16 protein-coding genes are annotated in these 18,794 nt (G+C 44.7%); 3 read left to right on the forward strand and 13 right to left on the reverse strand.

What is annotated here, in order from left to right; genetic code table 11:
* Positions 1–27: 27 nt before the first annotated feature.
* The 9 genes from DA100_RS01750 to DA100_RS01790 all read right to left on the reverse strand — a co-directional run bounded on the left by DA100_RS01750 (position 28) and on the right by DA100_RS01790 (position 11,381).
* Complete coding sequence (locus DA100_RS01750; protein ID WP_138970579.1) at positions 28–702, reverse strand: hypothetical protein; 675 nt, start codon at positions 700–702, stop codon at positions 28–30.
* Between the two features lie 12 nt (positions 703–714).
* Entirely contained in the window at positions 715–1,404 is a 690-nt protein-coding gene (locus tag DA100_RS01755) for a C39 family peptidase (protein WP_138970580.1), read from the reverse strand.
* Positions 1,405–1,467: 63 nt separating this feature from the next.
* On the reverse strand, positions 1,468–5,301 hold the full coding sequence (locus DA100_RS01760; RefSeq protein WP_138970581.1) for a hypothetical protein: 3,834 nt from the start codon (positions 5,299–5,301) through the stop codon (positions 1,468–1,470).
* A 26-nt stretch (positions 5,302–5,327) separates the two neighbouring features.
* Entirely contained in the window at positions 5,328–5,876 is a 549-nt protein-coding gene (locus tag DA100_RS01765) for a hypothetical protein (protein ID WP_138970582.1), read from the reverse strand.
* 246 nt (positions 5,877–6,122) lie between these two features.
* Positions 6,123–6,872: a phosphate ABC transporter ATP-binding protein PstB gene (gene pstB / locus DA100_RS01770; RefSeq protein WP_138970583.1), complete on the reverse strand. Its 750-nt coding sequence runs from the start codon at positions 6,870–6,872 to the stop codon at positions 6,123–6,125.
* Between the two features lie 51 nt (positions 6,873–6,923).
* Positions 6,924–7,787, reverse strand: coding sequence for a phosphate ABC transporter permease PstA (gene pstA / locus DA100_RS01775; protein WP_138970602.1), 864 nt, complete (start codon positions 7,785–7,787; stop codon positions 6,924–6,926).
* A 50-nt stretch (positions 7,788–7,837) separates the two neighbouring features.
* On the reverse strand, positions 7,838–8,767 hold the full coding sequence (gene pstC / locus DA100_RS01780) for a phosphate ABC transporter permease subunit PstC (protein WP_138970584.1): 930 nt from the start codon (positions 8,765–8,767) through the stop codon (positions 7,838–7,840).
* Between the two features lie 103 nt (positions 8,768–8,870).
* Positions 8,871–9,692, reverse strand: a complete 822-nt coding sequence (locus DA100_RS01785; protein WP_138970585.1) for a phosphate ABC transporter substrate-binding protein — start codon at positions 9,690–9,692, stop codon at positions 8,871–8,873.
* Positions 9,693–10,037: 345 nt separating this feature from the next.
* A complete protein-coding gene (locus DA100_RS01790) occupies positions 10,038–11,381 on the reverse strand; it encodes a DEAD/DEAH box helicase (RefSeq protein ID WP_138970586.1) in 1,344 nt (447 codons plus the stop codon).
* A gap of 344 nt (positions 11,382–11,725) precedes the next feature.
* Between DA100_RS01790 and DA100_RS01795 the strand changes: the two genes are divergently transcribed.
* On the forward strand, positions 11,726–11,974 hold the full coding sequence (locus DA100_RS01795; protein ID WP_006880552.1) for an Lpp/OprI family alanine-zipper lipoprotein: 249 nt from the start codon (positions 11,726–11,728) through the stop codon (positions 11,972–11,974).
* Positions 11,975–12,027: 53 nt separating this feature from the next.
* Here the strand turns inward: DA100_RS01795 and DA100_RS01800 are convergent, their stop codons facing one another.
* Genes DA100_RS01800 through DA100_RS01815 form a run of 4 tightly spaced genes read right to left on the reverse strand, consistent with a single transcriptional unit; the run spans position 12,028 to position 16,089 of the window.
* Complete coding sequence (locus tag DA100_RS01800) at positions 12,028–12,933, reverse strand: L,D-transpeptidase family protein (protein WP_138970587.1); 906 nt, start codon at positions 12,931–12,933, stop codon at positions 12,028–12,030.
* Entirely contained in the window at positions 12,923–14,353 is a 1,431-nt protein-coding gene (gene phrB, locus DA100_RS01805) for a deoxyribodipyrimidine photo-lyase (protein ID WP_138970588.1), read from the reverse strand. Before phrB ends, DA100_RS01800 begins: the two co-directional genes overlap by 11 nt.
* A gap of 4 nt (positions 14,354–14,357) precedes the next feature.
* Complete coding sequence (locus tag DA100_RS01810) at positions 14,358–15,149, reverse strand: MerR family transcriptional regulator (RefSeq protein ID WP_138970589.1); 792 nt, start codon at positions 15,147–15,149, stop codon at positions 14,358–14,360.
* Entirely contained in the window at positions 15,139–16,089 is a 951-nt protein-coding gene (locus tag DA100_RS01815) for a DUF523 and DUF1722 domain-containing protein (protein WP_138970590.1), read from the reverse strand. The genes DA100_RS01810 and DA100_RS01815 overlap by 11 nt, the downstream gene beginning before the upstream one ends.
* Before the next feature lie 351 nt (positions 16,090–16,440).
* On the opposite strand from DA100_RS01815, the gene deoD reads away from it, so the two are divergent.
* Complete coding sequence (gene deoD / locus DA100_RS01820; protein WP_005394915.1) at positions 16,441–17,151, forward strand: purine-nucleoside phosphorylase; 711 nt, start codon at positions 16,441–16,443, stop codon at positions 17,149–17,151.
* A 60-nt stretch (positions 17,152–17,211) separates the two neighbouring features.
* Positions 17,212–18,681: an IS1 family transposase gene (locus tag DA100_RS01825; RefSeq protein ID WP_138970591.1), complete on the forward strand. Its 1,470-nt coding sequence runs from the start codon at positions 17,212–17,214 to the stop codon at positions 18,679–18,681.
* Positions 18,682–18,794: the final 113 nt, after the last annotated feature.

Here is an 18,794-nt window from a genome sequence, read left to right on the forward strand (position 1 = left end):
TATCAATTAGAAGCATATGCGGTTTGCTTATAATCCCTTTAATAATGAATGAGATACCATCAAGTCTCGACTTTGCTTCCACGAGTCGGGAATCTTCACCTCCATTAACATTTGGTTCTGAACCACCAAATCGTCACCTTTGAGTTTTATACCTTGATAGGCTCCATGTGCCGATTTCAAGCTACGAATTTCTTGGATTGCTATGCTTTCTCCGATGGTCACTTTATATCCGACACGGTTCTCACCACCAGAGACTTGATAGTATTCAACTTGCGAGGAACCCGATAACGACGTTGAGGTTAACCCGCCACTATCCACCAACTTCAGCTCAGAGTCATTGCTTGCCGAGTTGCCATTCCCTGCAATTTGAACCAATTGAACCATTCCCGAACCATTGCCATGGATTCCGTTGTCATTAATGCTGTTTTGTAAATCACTGCCATCTAATGGAGTAACACTAACATTGTTGCCATTTACGACAACATCCATGCCAGCTGAACCTGATGAATTCGAATCACTCCAATGGGTGATCATTCGTACCCCAAAATAGAGATCCTCTCCAGAACGCGCGACTCGATACTTACCCCGCATCGTCGATAGTTGCTGCTCATCTACCAAGGTTGCTTGCATTGATTGCCAGTCAACCGCCGCATTAGCCTGAAAGCAGGTAAACAGACAAGCTGCCAAACATTTGATCTTCATTGTATTTCCCTTTTAGAACAACTCCGATGCATTGAAGCCAAAATCCATTAAGTTAAAGGCCGTTACCGGAGCAAACTGATCCTCCAGGGAACGTACCGTGAGCGGTGGAGAAGGCATGGCTAAAGGTGAGCTTTGATCATACCCCTGACCAACCACGGCCAGAACGACTCCTTGCCAACCCTGAGTAAACTGTTCAACAGACATAGTCAGGTTGCCGAGTGCAGGGTCTGCAATATAGACATTGCCACTCTTATCCACTCTTTTTAGCACGACAAAATGACGGTATCCTTTAATGTCTAGCAAGACGATGGTTGGAATAGGCAAGGCACTAAGCTTATCCGCCGGAATATTGTAACCTTGAACCCTCATGCCCAATCCTTGTTCGACATAGTTTTTGATGTCCAACATTGAAAAACCAAGCTTTCTCGCCGCTGTCGCATCCGATACCTGAAACATTCCGTTCATTACCTTTTGTTCATCGGTATCGATGTTGTATCCATAACGAAGCAAGGTAGCGAGTGAGGCGGCACCACAAGAAAAGTCGGTTTGTTGTCGTACGATATTTAGAAACTTTCTCTCTTTGATGCTGACCACTTCCTTCTGCATCGAACCTACCCCAGGTACCAAACCATCAAGGTAAACCGTGGCCGCTTGAGTCAGGGTCGACAGACATAATCCAACAGTCAAAAGACAAAATTTCATACTTATCCTTAAGCTTAAAAGGATGCCCTCCGAAGAGGGCATTTCGATATTTACACCATGTCGTTAGTTGCCGCGTGAAGCGACAAGCGTAACATTGTTGCTTTGCAAGTTGCCTAAGCCTGATGCTACGTTAACGCCGATAACACCTTTAGCACCTTTATAGCTGTTTGTGATTGTCGCTGTATTGCCTACGCTGACCAGGTCACTGTTACTACCAGTACCATTATCAGACACTGCAAACTTACTTAGCTGTACACTCTCAACAGCAAGACCTGCGAATTCAGCCATGCCGTCCACATTGACTGCGCCAGTTGTTGTTCTGGTTGCTGCTCCATTGGCAAACGAACCTTGAATGTTAGCTGCTACAGCCGGACCAGAGGTATTGCCATCAGCGATTTGCATTGCAACGTTATTGCTTTGACCATTCGCAACACCGACCGCCATGTTGGTACCAATCACACCCGTCGCACCGTTGAATGCATTGCTACCAAGTACTGCTGTATAAGCACCTGTGGCGTTGTAGTTCACTTCATTAATAACCGCAGCCTGGACGTTGATTGCACCAGTAGGAGCACCAGCATCGGTACCAGTTACTGAAGCCGCAACATTGTTTGCCTGAGCATTTAACTGGCCTGAAGCTATATTGACACCTAGGATACCTTTCGCGTCTTTAAATGAGTTCGACAGAGTCGCTTCACTTGCAAACAGCTTATTAGTCACAGTCATTGGATTGTTGGTACCTGTATTACCAGTACCTGAGCCATTTAGCTGCGCACCGATAACCTGAGCACTACCCGCAACCGCTACTGAGGGCTGACCATCATTTGAAGAAAGTGCTACGTTGTTGGTTTGAGCGTTTGCCTGACCAGAAGACACGTTCGCGCCAACAATGCCTTCAGTACCATTATTGAACGATTCGGTTAGTGTCGCGCTATTTTCGAAACCACTTCCTAGCGATACATCCACTTCATCGAACTCTTGCAGACTAACTGCCGCCGCTGCTAATGTGCCATCTTGCGCACCGGATTGACCGTCAGCCGCCATCGCCACATTGTTCGATTGCGCGTTAGCCTGCCCAGCAGTAACGTTAGCACCAATTACACCACTTACTTTAGCAAACGAACCTGTAAGTGTTGCAACATTTTCCGAAACCGTATCACTCGCTCCTAACGTCACATCACTACCATCAATCTCTTGAATGCTTGCCGCTAGCACACCACTAAAGCTTGATGTCGTGTCAATACCGTCCTGTTTAGAGAATGGGTTAGTTTCACCACCGCCAGAGCCATTACTAATCGCCACATTGTTAGCTTGCGCGTTAGTTTGGCCTGAAGACAGGTTAACTCCAACAACACCCGACACATCTGTGAATGAGCCTGCTAGCGTTGCTTGGTTCGAAACGGAAATGCCTTGTTGGATATCCGAAATGGTATTATTACTGATGACATCCTGATTTGATGCGGCAATAACTGAACCAGCGCCAGCACCGTCATCTGATGATTCATCTAAGGCAATCGCTACGTTATTAGCCTGAGCGTTACCTTGACCAGCCGCGTTATTCACGCCAACCACGCCAGATGCTCCATTAGTGAATGAGCTCTTAATTGACGCGGTATTACTGATAGGAGCTTCGCTACCTTGATCGATGTTATTAGTATTCCCAACAACCGATTGTTCTGAGCTAGCTTTGGCTTTGATTAAATCGCCCTGAGAGTCATCTTGCTGATTGCTTGCATATAAACCAAGTGCAACGTTGTTACTTGCTGCATTAGCTTGGCCCGACGTGACGTTCACGCCAACCACACCACTGACTCCACCCTTAAACGAACCATCAATCGATGCATTGTTATCGATATAGCCATTACCACTTGCAAAGACATCATTTGAAGTCACTGCTTGCTGACTGGTTGCTTCAACTTGAAGTGCATCTGCTGTAGATTCATTCTGGTCGTTATACGAAGCCAAGGCGACGTTATTAGATTGCACATTCGACTGACCTGACGCCACATTGACACCCATGATGCCTGAAATGTCACTCGAGAAGTTAGAACTAATAGTTGCGCTTGACGTTAAGTCCGATTCACTGTCCGGTGAAATGTTTGACTGAGTGACGTTTTGTGTACTCTCCGCCACTACTTCAGAAGAGTCGACATCACCGTATGCACTGCTCATTGCAACATTGTTGGTTTGAGCATTGCCTTGACCTGCTGCGATATTCGCGCCAGTAATACCGGTAATATTATCTAGTGCATTACCAGTTAATGTCGCGTTTGAAGTTACTTCGTAGTTCTCCTCTCCCTCTGTCGCCATGGCGTTGCCTGAAACTGTTTGTTCAGAATTAGCCTTAACAACTCCACTAGTTCCAGACTGTGAGTCTACCCAACCAGCAACGGAGGCAACACTCACCTGGTTAGACTGGGCATTGAACTGACCAGCTGCAGCGTTAGCGCCTACTATGCCTTGTGAACCAGAGAAAGAACCTTTATTAATAGTGGCATTGTTGGTCACCTGACCAAGGCTATCGTCTTGCGTCTGAGTTAATGTATTAGATGTGACAGATTGAGTTGACGATGCAACCACACTGACAGCATCAACAGGCCCGTTACCATTAGGCTCAGTCACCGCTACCGCAACGTTGTTGGTTTGAGCATTATTTTGTCCCGCGGCAGCGTTAGCACCAACGATACCATTCGCACCAACAAAACTCTTTGAAATAGTGGCATCATTGGTTGATGGGTTATTGTTGTTACCATCGTTATTGGTATAGCTTACAGAGTTGTTTTGTACACTTTGCTCGGCAAGGGCATTGACGTTAACTGTACTACCAGTATCTGGATCAGGTAGCGCCGTCACACCTAGCGATACATTGTTACTTTGTGCATTAAGATCGCCGGAAGCCACGTTAAGACCGAAAATGCCTTTCACAGCGTTAAACACATTATCGATCAGTGAAGTGTTGTTTTGGAATTGATGCGGGTCGCCATCAACAGTTACACTATTTCCATCCAGAGTCTGTTTACCTTTCGATGTCAGAGTAACGCTTGTCACTTCAGTCTGGTTATCTAAAGGTTGCTTGTTGTTAGTGTTAGCAGGTAGTCCGTCAACACCTAATGTCTCACCAATATTTGCAGCTGGATTTCCTTCAGACGGATCACCTGAACCAACAGTAACAAAGTTGGCTAAAGCGACAGAGTTCGCTTGTTGGTTAGCCATTCCTGAAGTAACGTTAGCCCCACCAATGCCATTAGCACCTTTAAACGCGTCACCCTGAACTTTTGCGACATTGTCCGCACCCAGTGAGTTCACCGTGTTTCCTTCAACCTCACCACCATCAGTGCGGGCAAGTCCAAGGTATTGTTCAGAGGCTGCTGTCAATGTTAGTTCGCTAGCATCTTCGGCATTACCCATAGCAACATTATTGGTCTGCAAGTTTGATACACCCGCGGCAACGTTTGTGCCGATAACGCCTTTGGCACCCTTAAATGCACCGTCTAAAGTTGCACTGTTGTCATTATCGCCACCAAAGTCTTTTTTCATCGACAGGTTTTCACCACTGCTCGCTTGCGCAGAACCAGCTCTAACTGAAGCAGCCTCATCTAAATTACCTTCAGCACGTGTACCCATAGAGGCTTGGTTGCTACCTTGGTTATAAAATCCCGCAGCAACGTTTGAATGCACAACCCCTGTTGCATCATCAAATGCACCACTGCTTAATGAGGCGTTATTTGTGATTCCCGTATCGGAAACAACTGGAGCATCAAATGTTACATCCACCCAGTTGTCCGCAGAGACCTGTAAATTATTGGCCTCTACTTCAAGCCCATCTGCATAGGCAGGCGCAGATAGGATCGTTCCGATGATTACCGCTAACGGTACCTTATTCCATTGTTTTTCCATGGTGTTTTTTCCTCATTTCATTGAGATTAATTTATGGTTGTTGGCATTTGGAATGTATTGCGCACGGTATTGCCACTACCGGCGATTTGGCTCATTTGAATAACTCCGCTAGCTCCGTTTAGAGCAAGTGGAGCGATGTCGACTGAAAGGTCATCACCTTTCTCTGAATATCCTCTATCAGAGATCGCTACTGACTGAGAGCTGAGATCAGCCACTTCCCAGCTCACTTCAGAACTAGGGGCGAAAATGATGATGTTGTGCTGTTGATTACTGTTACCAGCCGCTAGGTTGGCACTGATATAGCCACCAGCACTATCGAATGCAGCTGATTCAATAGACGCCGAAGCAGAAGAAGCGATCTTTGAACTTTGTGTTGAAGAGATGATAGTTAACTCATAGTCACCCTGAGCTGAGTAGACAAAGTTACTGCTTTGAACATTGTGCTCGCCAGCAGCGATATTGACGGCAATAGCCCCTTCCGCCCCTTGAAACGTAGACGGACCTAAAGTGACTAACTCTTGTGCTGAGAGTTGAAGGCTAAATAAACTTGTTATTATCAGAATTACTTTTTGCATTATCCCTAACCTGAAGCCAATTCGGATTCACATTAGGTAGAGCAACGCTCATGCCAAAAAATAAACAACTAAAAATCAACGCCTTATGATAAAAAGTTAGATATATCAGTCTCACATGAGACAGTGTAGTGAGACAGGTGAGACACATGTGAAACAGCCATTTCTTTCTTAAAGACATAAAAAAGCCCCTCAAATGAGGGGCAAAGTTCCATCGCTTATAGTTATAATTTTTGTGCCAGTAACTGGTTAGCCGAAGTCACCATTGACATAACCTCTTGTGCGGTCGTCTTTTGGCTCACTGAAAATAATCTGCGTATCATTGTGTTCTACAAGTTCACCCATGAGGAAGAAGGCCGTGCGATCTGAGATTCGACGCGCTTGTTGCATTGAGTGAGTCACGATGACAATGGTGTAGTTCTTTTTCAGCTCTTCCATCAACTCTTCTATTTTGTGCGTCGCGATTGGGTCTAAGGCTGAAGTAGGTTCATCCATCAGAATAACATCAGGTTCCATCGCAATGGTACGTGCGATACAAAGACGTTGCTGCTGACCACCAGACAAGCCAAACGCATGGGACTTAAGACGATCTTTCACTTCATCCCACAACGCCGCGCCGCGCAATGAACGTTCGACCACTTCATCAATATGCTTTTTGTCTTTAATCCCCTGAGCTCGTAAGCCATAAGCGACATTTTCGTAGATGCTCATTGGGAATGGGTTTGGCTTTTGGAACACCATTCCTACTTTTATACGTAGGTCTGCAACATCGATATTACCGTAGATATCGTCGCCATCCATCTCTAGACGACCGGTAATCTTAACCCCTTCAATCAGATCGTTCATACGGTTAAGGCAGCGTAATAATGTTGACTTACCACAGCCAGAAGGGCCAATCAGCGCCGTTACCTGACGTTCTGGTACAGGTAAGTTAATCGATTTCAGGGCTTGGTTTTCACCATAAAAAAGATCTAGGTTTTCAATATTAAATTTGTTCATTTTCTTAATCTCTTAAATTCTGTAATTCGTGTTTAACTTGTGCTGAAAGGGTTAGTACGTCGCTTTATTAAAGTAGCTCGCAATAAATTTCGTTGCCGTATTGATCAGTAAGACCACAACAATCAGCACTGTCGCTGTACCGTATGCCTGATTCCACTCATCAATAGTGAACAGCTCGGTAGTTAGCTTATAAAGGTGAACCGTCAGCGTGCGTCCCGAATCCAGTAAAGAATCAGGGATTCGCGCAACCATACCTGCGGTTAAGAAAACAGGCGCAGATTCACCAATTACACGACCAATACTCAGAATGACCGAAGTTAAGATACCTGGTGTCGCACTTGGTAAGATAAGACGCCAAATAGTGTAAATTTTTGAAGATCCCAATGCATAAGAACCTTCACGATAAGTTTGAGGCACTGCCATGAGTGCTTCTTCCGTCGTACGGATAATCACCGGAAGAATAAGAATACTTAGAGTCAAAGCACCCGATAGAATCGAGAAACCCAAGCCAAGGATCGCCACAAAGAATGTCATACCAAATAGACCAAAGATGATCGATGGAATACCTGCTAATGACTCGGTACAGAAACGAATTACTTTAACTAGACGACTTCCGACTTTGGCATACTCAGTTAGGTAGATTGCCGTCATAATGCCAAGTGGTGCAGCTACAGCGATCGATGCGATAACCATATATATGGTCGACACAATCATAGGAAAAATACCTTTCTCCTCACCCGTTGCGGTGTAGCTATCGGTAATGAATGCCCAATCTACGTGCTTTAGCCCGTTCGACAGAATGTACCAAATAATCCAAAACAGGAATCCAACGGTAAGTGCGGCAGAAGCCCAAACAAAAGCATTCAAGATATTATCTTTTGTCTGACGCGCCTTTTTCAGCTTTGCAGTGTCCATTTGCGAGACCTTTGACTGATTAGGTGATGATTTAATAGCAGACATGATTATTACCTCGCCTTCTCACGGTTCAGGTAAAGCAGAACGGCATTAAGAGACATAATAAATACCAGTAGAACAACACCTGTAGCGTATAGAGCGTTGGCGTGAACACCACTTGCGTAAGACATTTCGATTGCAATATTAGCAGTCAGTGTACGTGCTGAATCGAGGATACCTTCTGGCATCGCAGGGGCGTTACCCATCACCATAATGATCGCCATTGTTTCACCTAACGCTCGGCCGATACCTAATATCACACCTGTCATAATACCGCTACGCGCAGCTGGAACTAGTAGTTTGAAAATCGTAAATATTTTCGAGGCACCAAGTGCTAATGAGCCTTCTTTGTAGGTACGTGGAACCGCACGAATGGACGTTTCAGATACGGTGATAACTGTAGGAAGAATCATCACACCAAGTACGATAATACCCGCCAAAATCGTGTTACCCGCAGGCACATCAAAGATTTCTTGAATCAGCGGAACAATGATGACCAAACCAAAGAAACCATAAACCACAGAAGGGATGCCCGCGAGTAGCTCTACCGCAGGGCGAATAATATCCGCCACACGCTTTGGTGCGATTTCAGCAATATAGATTGCCGTTAAAACACCGATAGGAACCCCTACCACAACCGCACCTAAGGTGGAAACCACAGAGGCGACAATCATGGTTGCCACACCATACAGTGCAGGTGGTAACCAATCTTGTCCAAGCACGATGCCAGAAACACCAGCTTCCTGAAATGCTGGGATACTTTCTTTAACAATGAAGTAAGCGATAACCGCCAGAGAGACAATACCGATAACCGCACTGGTTAAAAATAAGCCGTGAAAGATACGCTCTTTCCAATCTACACGCTTTTGTGCACGCAGACCTGACTTATTAACTTGAGTCGCTTCAGTATTCATAAGCTTTTCACTATTTGCGATGGTCATATGAAAATCTCACAGTTCGAGCTGCAGAGCAGAGTCGAAATGGATTGAAAACGCTCAGCCCGAAAAGGTGGGCTGAGCAAACTTGTTAGATGGTCAACTAAGATTAGTTAACTGAGATGTAGCCTTTCTGGTCTACAAGAGTTTGTGCTTCAGGCGTTACCATCCAATCTAGAAACTTCTGAGTTTCAGCAGATGGTTTGCCTTCTTTGTAAAGCACTAGGAATGGGCGAGCGACTTTGTAAGAACCGTTCTTAACGTTCTCAACGTTTGCTTCAACACCGTCAATAGATAGCGCATTTACTGAGTTGTCTACGGTACCCAGAGAGATGTAGCCGATAGCATAAGGGTTTGAAGCAACCATTGTTTTCAGAGCGCCGTTACCGTTTGCAACTTGAGCACGTTGTGAGATTGCAGAAACTTTCTTACCAGAGATTTTCTTTTTCAGCTTCATGATGTCTTCAAAAGCACCACGAGTACCTGAAGCTGTATCACGAGTGATAGCAACGATTGGCTTATCTGCACCACCAACATCTTTCCAGTTAGTGATGTCGCCTTTGTAGATTGCTGTTACTTGCTCAGCGGTCAGTTTACCTAGCTTGTTCTTAGGGTTTACAACAACTGCGATACCGTCTAGTGCAACTGTTAGTTCTTTAAGAGCCGGCTCTTTTTCAGAATCTTTTAGGTTACGCGAAGACATGCCTAAATCCGCGCTGCCATTTTTGGCCGCTTTAACACCCGCAGAAGAACCAGGTCCTTGTACTTCAATAAAGATGTTTGGGTTTGTTTTCATATATGTTTCAGAGAAAACTTCCATCAGTGGAGTTACGCTGCTAGAACCTACAGCAGAGATCGTTTCCTTAGCAGAAACTGAAGTCACTGCCATTGCGCCTAGAAGTGCGATTGCACCGATTACTGTCTTTTTCATCACATTATCCTTAAGTGGCGTTATTGCCGTTGTGTTTAACTTGAACGCTGCCCACTTTAGGACTCAAATATGACAGTTGTGTTTCACTTAGTTGAAGCCTCTATGACAAAGGTGAAAATCTTTCAATACTCAAAATAAAATTGTAAACCTAGGTTAGCCAAACATAAGTACCCTCTCACACAAACCAAGCAACATCCTGTAAGACTATGTTAAATAATATAATTCCTTAGTGACCGTGCAGTGTTTTACAATAGCGCGAATTATTGATTGCATTATCGATACAAATCTTGGCAACATCTATGAATTAGTAAGCCAAAACGTGACATTTTCTTGTTATCTGACGGCTTATTCGTCGTCTGTTTTCGGTGCGACTTTCTTTTTCGGAATGAATACCGTATCACCCACAGCAACATTCTGATGGAAACTCTTATCGCGTTTAACGGGTTTCTTGGCTGCTTTCTTGGCTTGTGGTGCCGCTTTCTTCGCAGACTTACCTTTACCACGATAATCGGGTTTATTAGGACGTAAGCCTTTAAATTTACCTTTCAGCCCTTCAAGCTCAGAGAATGCTAAATCTTGCTGTAAAAACGCCTCTACACGCTTAAAGCTATCCCAGTCTTTTGGCCCAACCAAAGAAACTGCGTCACCTTTATTACCTGCTCGACCAGTACGGCCGACTCGGTGAACATATTCTTCAGTATGTTTCGGCATATCAAAGTTAACCACGTGCGTAACGCTAGCAATATCCAAACCGCGAGAAGCAATATCGGTTGTGACAAGAATCTTAAACACAGCACGTTCAAACTGACTCATAATCGTATTGCGCTGAGTCTGAGTTAAGCCACCGCTAAGCGCAATCGCTTTCAGCTTTTTCTCATTCAGCTTGGCGGTCAGTCTTTCCGTATCGGCACGGGTCGCCGTAAAGATAATCAGCTGCTTGTAGTTCTCTTGCTCTAAGATGCGTTCTAAAATCGCTTCTTTGTGATCTAAGTGATCACACAAGTAAAACTTCTGAGTGATATCTGTGTGCTCTGCGCTACCTGCACCAATCGCAATACGTTTTGGCGCATCAAGCATTTCGAAAGCGATGTCATTCACTTCAGCATGATCAAGTGTGGCAGAGAACATGAGAGTTTGACGACGGCGATGCTTAGCAGCGAGGTGAATACGGCGCAGTTCAGGAGCAAAGCCCAAGTCAAGCATGCGGTCTGCTTCATCAAGAACAAGTGTTTCAAGTCCATCTAAGAACAGTGAACGATGTTCTAAGTGGTCGGCTAAACGTCCTGGCGTCGCAACAATGAACTTAGGGTAGCGGCGTAGTGCTTTCACCTGATCATTAAAGTTCTCACCACCAACAATCAGAGTCGCGTCGTACGTCAGGCCACCGAGCATAGAACGTAGTTCGCCGTAAACCTGTTTTGCCAACTCACGCGTTGGTGCAAGAATCAATGCGCGAGGATCTTTTGCAGAGAATGCTTTGTTTTTTAATGACTTGTGCAACATAGGCAAAACAAAAGCCAACGTCTTACCAGAACCTGTTTTCGAAGAAGCCAACAGATCTTTACCTGCAATCGCGACCGGGATCGCTTGTTGCTGTATTTCTGTCGCCTTCTTAAAGTCAAAATGCTTTAAGTTCTTGAGTAAGCGATTGTCTAAACCTAAATCTTTAAATTGCAAAGTATTCTCCATTTGATCATTAAGTGTCGCAGGCGAAGCTTATGATGGAGCCTTACAACACGGGAATTAATAAAAACAGGCTATGATAACTGGATTCGCTCAAGGAGGATAGAGATCACATAAAATAATATCGAATGTCACTAATGCGATAAAAGTATCACTTTTATTGCCTTACATTCATTGCTCTCACCAATGAGACGTGGGTCAACTAATTCGATAATTACCTAAAATCTTGGGTTTTTTTGACTTTTTCTGACTTTTGGAAGCGTAAGATTAGGGCTACACTAATTGACGTTACTATACACAAAAAGGTATAGGACATTTTATTGATACTTATACATGCAAGGAGTTCACTTATGAACAAAATGTTGATCGCAGCTGCAGCATCTTCTGTGCTTCTACTAGCTGGTTGTGCGTCTGGTCCAGACGAAGCTACTACTGCGAAAATGGATGAACTGAGCAATCAAGTAAGCCAGCTAAGCCAAGACGTTCAAGCTCTTCAATCAGAAGTTCGTAAGTCTGGTGATGCGGCTATGGCAGCTCAAGAAGAAGCAGCTCGTGCAAATGAGCGTATCGACAACATTGCTCAGTCTTACACTAAGTAATTACGTCTTTTAAAAGAAAGGGTCTACATGCAGACCCTTTCTTTTTTTGTTCTTTAGTTGATAAAGCTTGGTGCGACGATTTCGACGGGAACACCGTTTTGAGCAAGGATTGCGGCTCGTGCCTTAACATCCGACTGGTCAAATTCTTTCAACCACCATGTCAGTTCTTGCGGCATGATTAAAGGTTTCTTGATGCCATCACTACGAGTCAAAGGCTCATGAGCTTCGAGAAAGACACTTCGATCTGGCTCTAATGCCACCTTGATAGGTTCATTGATCACACGTACCTTCTCCCCTAACTGCACCTGTGAAAACAACCACTCGATATCTTTCGGATCCATGCGAATACAACCTGAACTGACTCTAAGTCCGATACCAAAATCTTTGTTGGTCCCATGAATTAGATAGTCTCCAGCGCCGTACGCCAAGCGTAACGCGTATTCTCCTAGTGGGTTTTCAGGCCCGGCTGGTACAACCGCTGGTAGCTCGATGCCTTTGGCAAGATACTCTTTTCGAATCGATGCTGGTGGAGTCCACGTAGGATTTGGACGTTTCTGGCTGATTTTAGTCTCCATTTCTGGAGTATCACGCCCTATACGTCCAATGCCGACAGGGAAAATATGTACCTTATTGATCTCAGGTTCAAAATAGTAGAGTCGTAACTCAGCTAAGTTGATCACGATTCCCTGACGTTCAACATTAGGCAAAATGATTTGGGTCGGAATAGTCAATACGTAGTCTACAGTGGGAAGAAAGGGATCTACCCCCTTATTTGCAGCCATAAGAGAGAGAAAACCAACATCGTATTGCTTGGCGATATTCGCCAATGTGTCACCTTCTTGCACCTTATGATATTGAGTTCTGCCTACTATACTGCTTTCTTTTGCAGGCAAGTCGTAAGTAGCCGCAAATAAAGGCGAACTTATACAACAAAAGAACACGATAAACTTACGTACCATTCACATTGTCCTTAGCATCTTTATAAAGGCTTAAGGTTATCTCTCTTTCGGTCTTATGATCAACTATTGGTGACGGATATAACAATTCCTTTGCTTTACTCCACTTCCAGGGTTGATGGATAAACTGGCGAGGTACTTTGGCTAACTCAGGAATCCATTGGTAAACAAAGTCACCTTGAGGGTCGAATTTCTCTCCCTGAGAAATGGGGTTAAAGATCCTGAAATAGGGTTGGCCGTCACAACCGGTAGAAGCGCACCACTGCCAGCCACCATTATTGGCCGCATAGTCACCGTCGATGAGATGCGAGATAAAGTATCGTTCGCCGACACGCCAATCTAGATGCAGGTCTTTGACTAAAAAACTGGCCACAATCATTCTTAATCGATTATGCATCCAGCCAGTCTGGTTTAGCTGCCTCATTGCTGCATCAACAATGGGATAGCCTGTGTGTCCTGTTTGCCAAGCTATCACTGCGCTAGCTGAATCTCGCCAAGTAAGTGAGTCTCCCCATTCAACAAAGCTCTTGCCTTTACTCAACTTATCTTCAAAGTAGATCAGGTGCTGATAAAAGTCGCGCCAGACTAATTCAGTTAGCCAAACTTCTCTTCCTGCGGTGAGTGGCAATGTCTGACTATCATGGAGACGGGCCATGCACTGACGTATCGATAAGGCCCCTATAGCTAAATAGGGAGATAGCATACTGGTGCCGTTGATCGATGGAATATCCCTTTGCTGATCATACTGATCACAACGTTCAAAAACAAAACGTCGAAGTTGACCAATGATAGCATTGGTTTCGACAGAGTAACTTCCACTGCACACGCGAGGGTAATCTAGAGCACAAGCCGACGAAAACCGTTCTATGCCATCTATGGATTGAAGCTCAACTTTGCAGTCGACAGGCTTTGCTTTCAGTACGCTAATAGGCTGTTGGTACAATTTGGTAAGATATGCGCGTTTAAACGGGGTAAAAACCTTGAAGTAGTCCCCTTGTTTATTGAGCACACTGCCCGGTCTCAACGCACACTTGTCATCGACCCCTATCACTTCAATATCTGAATCGCTCAGTTGCTGTTCTAAATATGAATCGCGATTTCGCTCGTCAACTTCATACTCCTTATTGTAGAAAACGCCGCTCACTGAGTTAGCTTGTGCCAAATCAGCCACTCTCTCTGCCGCCTGTGTAAACGTCTCTACTTGCACATAGAATAGAGGGACATTGAGTAAATCGAGATCATTGCGCAATTCGCATAAGCGACGAAAGATCAAGTCTGCCTGAATAGGTGCCAAGCCGTGACGCTGCCAAGTCTTAGGAGTTGCAACATAAATGGCTGCGACAGGTTGGCCTGATGCTAATGCTAAGTTCAAGGCGCGGTTATCTTCGACACGCAGATCTCTACGTAGCCATACTAACTTCATCGTTTTACTCGCTTTCTACCATATCGGATAGCACCAGGTTGCCGCTAAAACTGAGCTTAATTCTCTCAATATGAGATTGCTGGGCTACGGTAACTGGACGTCCACTAAAAATCGCCAATGTGTCATAAACATGTAAGTCAGGGTGTTCTACTAATCCCGACAAGTCATCGACACCATCGACAATAACGACATGCAGACCTGACTGAGAAAGCGTTAATGCCCACAAGCGAGACTCGATATCGTTGGTGCTTTCATAACAAATAAGTAAGCAACGTTTAGAGCTAGATACTTTGTTTTCTGCTTCTAAAATCTCGTTAAGCCGTGCAACTAATAAGGTTCTCATCATCCCAGTTTGGAGTGATCGTAAACCGAACCGAACCACGGAAAGCGCTTTTTCAGTGGGCTGAATGAACTGCCGCTCTACAATATCAATCGGGTACTCTTTCAGCACTGTGGCGATGATAGAGTCCGCTTTGTTTTTGCTGAGCTTAGCTAAAGCCTCTAACAACAACGGCACCTCATCCAAATGATTGACAACGGTCAGCTCATTTGCCTCGCCGGCGTCATTCAGATCTAAAACCTGTTTGACCTTACCGATAGAGACTCCTTTACTCAGCCAACTCTGTATCTCCCCAATAAGCGCTATGTGCTGCTCAGTATAGATTCGGTGACCTTTTTCCGTACGGTGTGGCTGAATTAAATTGTAGCGCCGTTGCCAAGCCCGCAATGTAACGGGCTTTACACCAGTCAATTGAGACACTTCTCTAATTGCATACTGCTTTTGTTCACAATCCATATCTTAAACGTAACTCCTGAGGATGGGGTTGGAAGAACACCTGCTGAGAAAGGTACTGATCAGGATGCGCCGACAAGTAATGTTTAAGCAGAGTGAGGGGAGCGAGCAAAGGGAGTAAACCGACACGATAATCATCGATGGTCTGACGCAGCTCTTGTTTCTCGGCTTTACCTAATTGACGTTTAAAGTAGCCCTGAATATGGAGAAGAACATTGGTGTTATTCTTTCTGCTCGCTCGGTACGACATCGCTTTCATTAGCCCTTCACGATAGAGAGAGTAAAACTCATCAAGCCGATACTCTTTTATATTGGCGACTAAGCTGCCTAATTTTTTATAGGACTGAGGATGGTGCGCCATCAGTACCAACTTATATCTAGAGTGGAATGCGACGATTTTCCCTCTTGTCGGTTCATCACCCATAGACTGATAGAAATCTTGTAAGGTGTAGACCCTAGTTACAAAGTTCTCTTTGAGCACAGGATCATTGAGCCGACCGTCTTCTTCTACCGGTAGCCATGGCATTCGCTCCATTAACTCTCTGGTATAAAGCCCAACACCAATGTTTTCAGCCCCACCATTTTTGTAGACTTTGACTCTTTCCATGCCACAAGTTGGTGATTTAGCACAGACGATATAGCCGCATAACTGCTCACTCGCTAGCGCCTCTACTTTTGCTTTGGAAAAGTCGATCATTTGTTGAGTATGTTCCTTGCTTGGATCCTTCGTTTCGACCAAAGCAATTCGCTCTTCATTTGAAATTAAGCGAATCGTCGGTCTTGGTACTGGCATCCCGGCTCCCACCTCAGGGCAGACGGATACAAAATCAAAATAAGGCGCGAGCTCTTTGGTCACAAACTTACTGACTTTATGGCCGGAGTCGAATCGCACTCGTTCACCCAATACACAAGCACTGATGCCAATCTTAATCTTCTGTTCCATAGCGAGCTCCTTACGAACCTTGTGGCTATACAAGTAAAAATCCTGTACAAGTTTTAGCATAATTTTCTTCAACTGTACAAAAATAGTGTTTGTACAATCATGGGAAATGGTACGAAAAAATTGCTTATTTGGTTCACCACATAAAGCAAACGTTTTTCCGAATCGATTGCTTTACCAATTTCAACACATTTGGTTATCAATAGGTACATTTGGCACACATAGCCGCTCTTTTGTGACATACTTCTCATGGAGTATTGGCAGATATAGCTAGTATTGCCTCAACAGATTTTTCAAAATCAACACAATTAGTAATCAACACCGTGATTGACTAATAAATTTGGAGTAATAACTATGGCAACCCCACACATTAACGCTCAACCTGGTGATTTCGCAGAAACAGTACTTATGCCAGGCGACCCGCTTCGCGCTAAGTACATCGCTGAAACTTTCCTAGAAGATGTCAAGCAAGTTTGTGACGTTCGTAATATGTTTGGTTTTACTGGTACTTACAAAGGTAAAAAAGTATCGGTTATGGGCCACGGTATGGGTATCCCTTCTTGCTGTATCTACGTGCACGAACTTATCGCTGAGTACGGCGTAAAGAACGTAATTCGTGTAGGTAGCTGTGGCGCGGTACGTGACGACGTAAACCTAATGGACGTTGTGATCGGTATGGGTGCTTCTACTGACTCTAAAGTTAACCGCATTCGTTTCAACAACCATGATTTCGCGGCGATTGCTGACTACGGTCTACTTGAAGAAGCGGTGAACCAAGCGCGTGCTCAACAAGTTCCTGTAAAAGTAGGTAACGTATTCTCTGCAGACCTATTCTACACACCAGAAGCGGACATCTTCGAGAAGATGGAAAAGCTAGGCATTCTAGGTGTTGATATGGAAGCAGCAGGTATCTACGGTGTTGCTGCAGACTTAGGGGCGAAAGCACTAACTATCCTAACTGTATCTGACCATATCATCCGTGGTGAGAAGCTAAGTTCAGAAGAGCGTCAGAAGTCATTCAACGACATGATGAAAGTGGCTCTAGAAACAGCGATCAACATCTAATTCTATTCTTATTGCCGCCAAAGTTGTCTTTGGTGGCCTGAATATCCCGAGGGGGAGATAGTGACTACTGGCAAACTGCCACAGGAAGCAGACGGGTTACAGCTCAACTTTTGTAAAACATTGGCGTGTGACAACTTTGGATTGAGTGAAGCGCATCGTTACGTTGTGCAGCATGCTAACCCTAAGCGACCTGCGATGGTATGTCGGGAGTGTGGTGCTTTCCCCCCCTTACTTAATAACCGTGAAGTTTTAAATGAACTTCACCGCCTTAGACATCTCCACAGCGACGGCCTACCCGCCTGTCGTAATGACGACTGTCAAAACTTCGGACTTTCTGTCCACACCCATAAACATCTATACCATGCCTTTGGCTATAGCGGTGACCGTCAGCGTTACCGTTGTAAGTCATGTCAGTCGACGTTTGTCGATAAATGGTCAGGTGCCAATAAAAAACTGCACTTCCAAGAAAACCTACTTGGTTTGCTCTTTATGGGCTATTCCGTACGCGAAATATGCCGCAAGTTAGAGATCAATCCAAAGACGTTTTACGATCACCTCGATCACATCGCAAGTCGTTGTCGTAGAAAACTGGCCATGTTTGATGCCCGTTGGGTAAACCACGCTCAAGACTATCAGCTTGCCTCTCATTACGTGTCTCTCCAGCCCAAAAGCAATAATGGCGTCTTGTGGATAGCGACTGGTGAAGCGCACAGTGGTTACATCTTATGTCAACACGTCAATTATTCTGCTGACGAAGAACCTAGTGGGAGTGTCGATCACGATCCGTATCAGTTTCCGGCACGATTCGTTTCGCGTGAACATTCATCCGAAGCCAATATGCCAGCGCCAACCCCTTCTCCGTTCTTAAGGGAGCGCATTGATCAGCAATATCAAACCATTTTGGCTCGCGGTAACGTTGAAGATCCAATGGGAAATCTTACGGTATTTAACTACCCGTCGAAGGGGGCGTTGATTCGTCCACCCTATACTTCCTACGCGCATTTTCTGCACGTGATGGATATGTGTCACAGTGAGCGTCAAGTTTCCATATATTTGCCACAAGATCCGGTACTACGTTCTGCGGCCTTGAGTGTTTGCCTGCCGAGAATACAGCGTCAAAATATCGACCTTATGTACGTTGAGGAAGATAAAGCGTGGCGAGAAGAAAACCCAATCGACAAAATCGATATTGTTCACATGGGATGGTGGCGCGATAGGTGGGCAATAGTGTCTGGCGAACAAGCCTCTAAAGGTATTTGTTACCTAGCTGGAAATAATAACCAACCAAAACAGTGGCTTCGTAAGGCTTCAATCCGCCAAACAGAGTTTTATCAACATCGTTTTCAAACTTTGTTTGAGAGCTTTATCAATGAACCTAGGCGCAAGTTACGTCCAGGTGGACTGATGCCAATGCTTGATATATTCAGAGCATGGCATAATTTATGCTATCAGGATAAGACAGGAAGGACAGCCGCTCAAACTTTAGAATTGACTCAATCACCTTTGACTTTGCGCGAACTACTTTCATAATTCTCAGTAATGTGACGAATGCCCGTAAACAGTTTCTGTTTTAGCACTTTTAGTAGTGTTCATTCTTTAGCAATTAATATAATACCAGTAAGTATGTGAACACTGATGCAGTA

This window comes from Vibrio sp. Hep-1b-8 (genome assembly GCF_006124995.1).
In the GTDB taxonomy this organism is placed as follows: domain Bacteria; phylum Pseudomonadota; class Gammaproteobacteria; order Enterobacterales; family Vibrionaceae; genus Vibrio.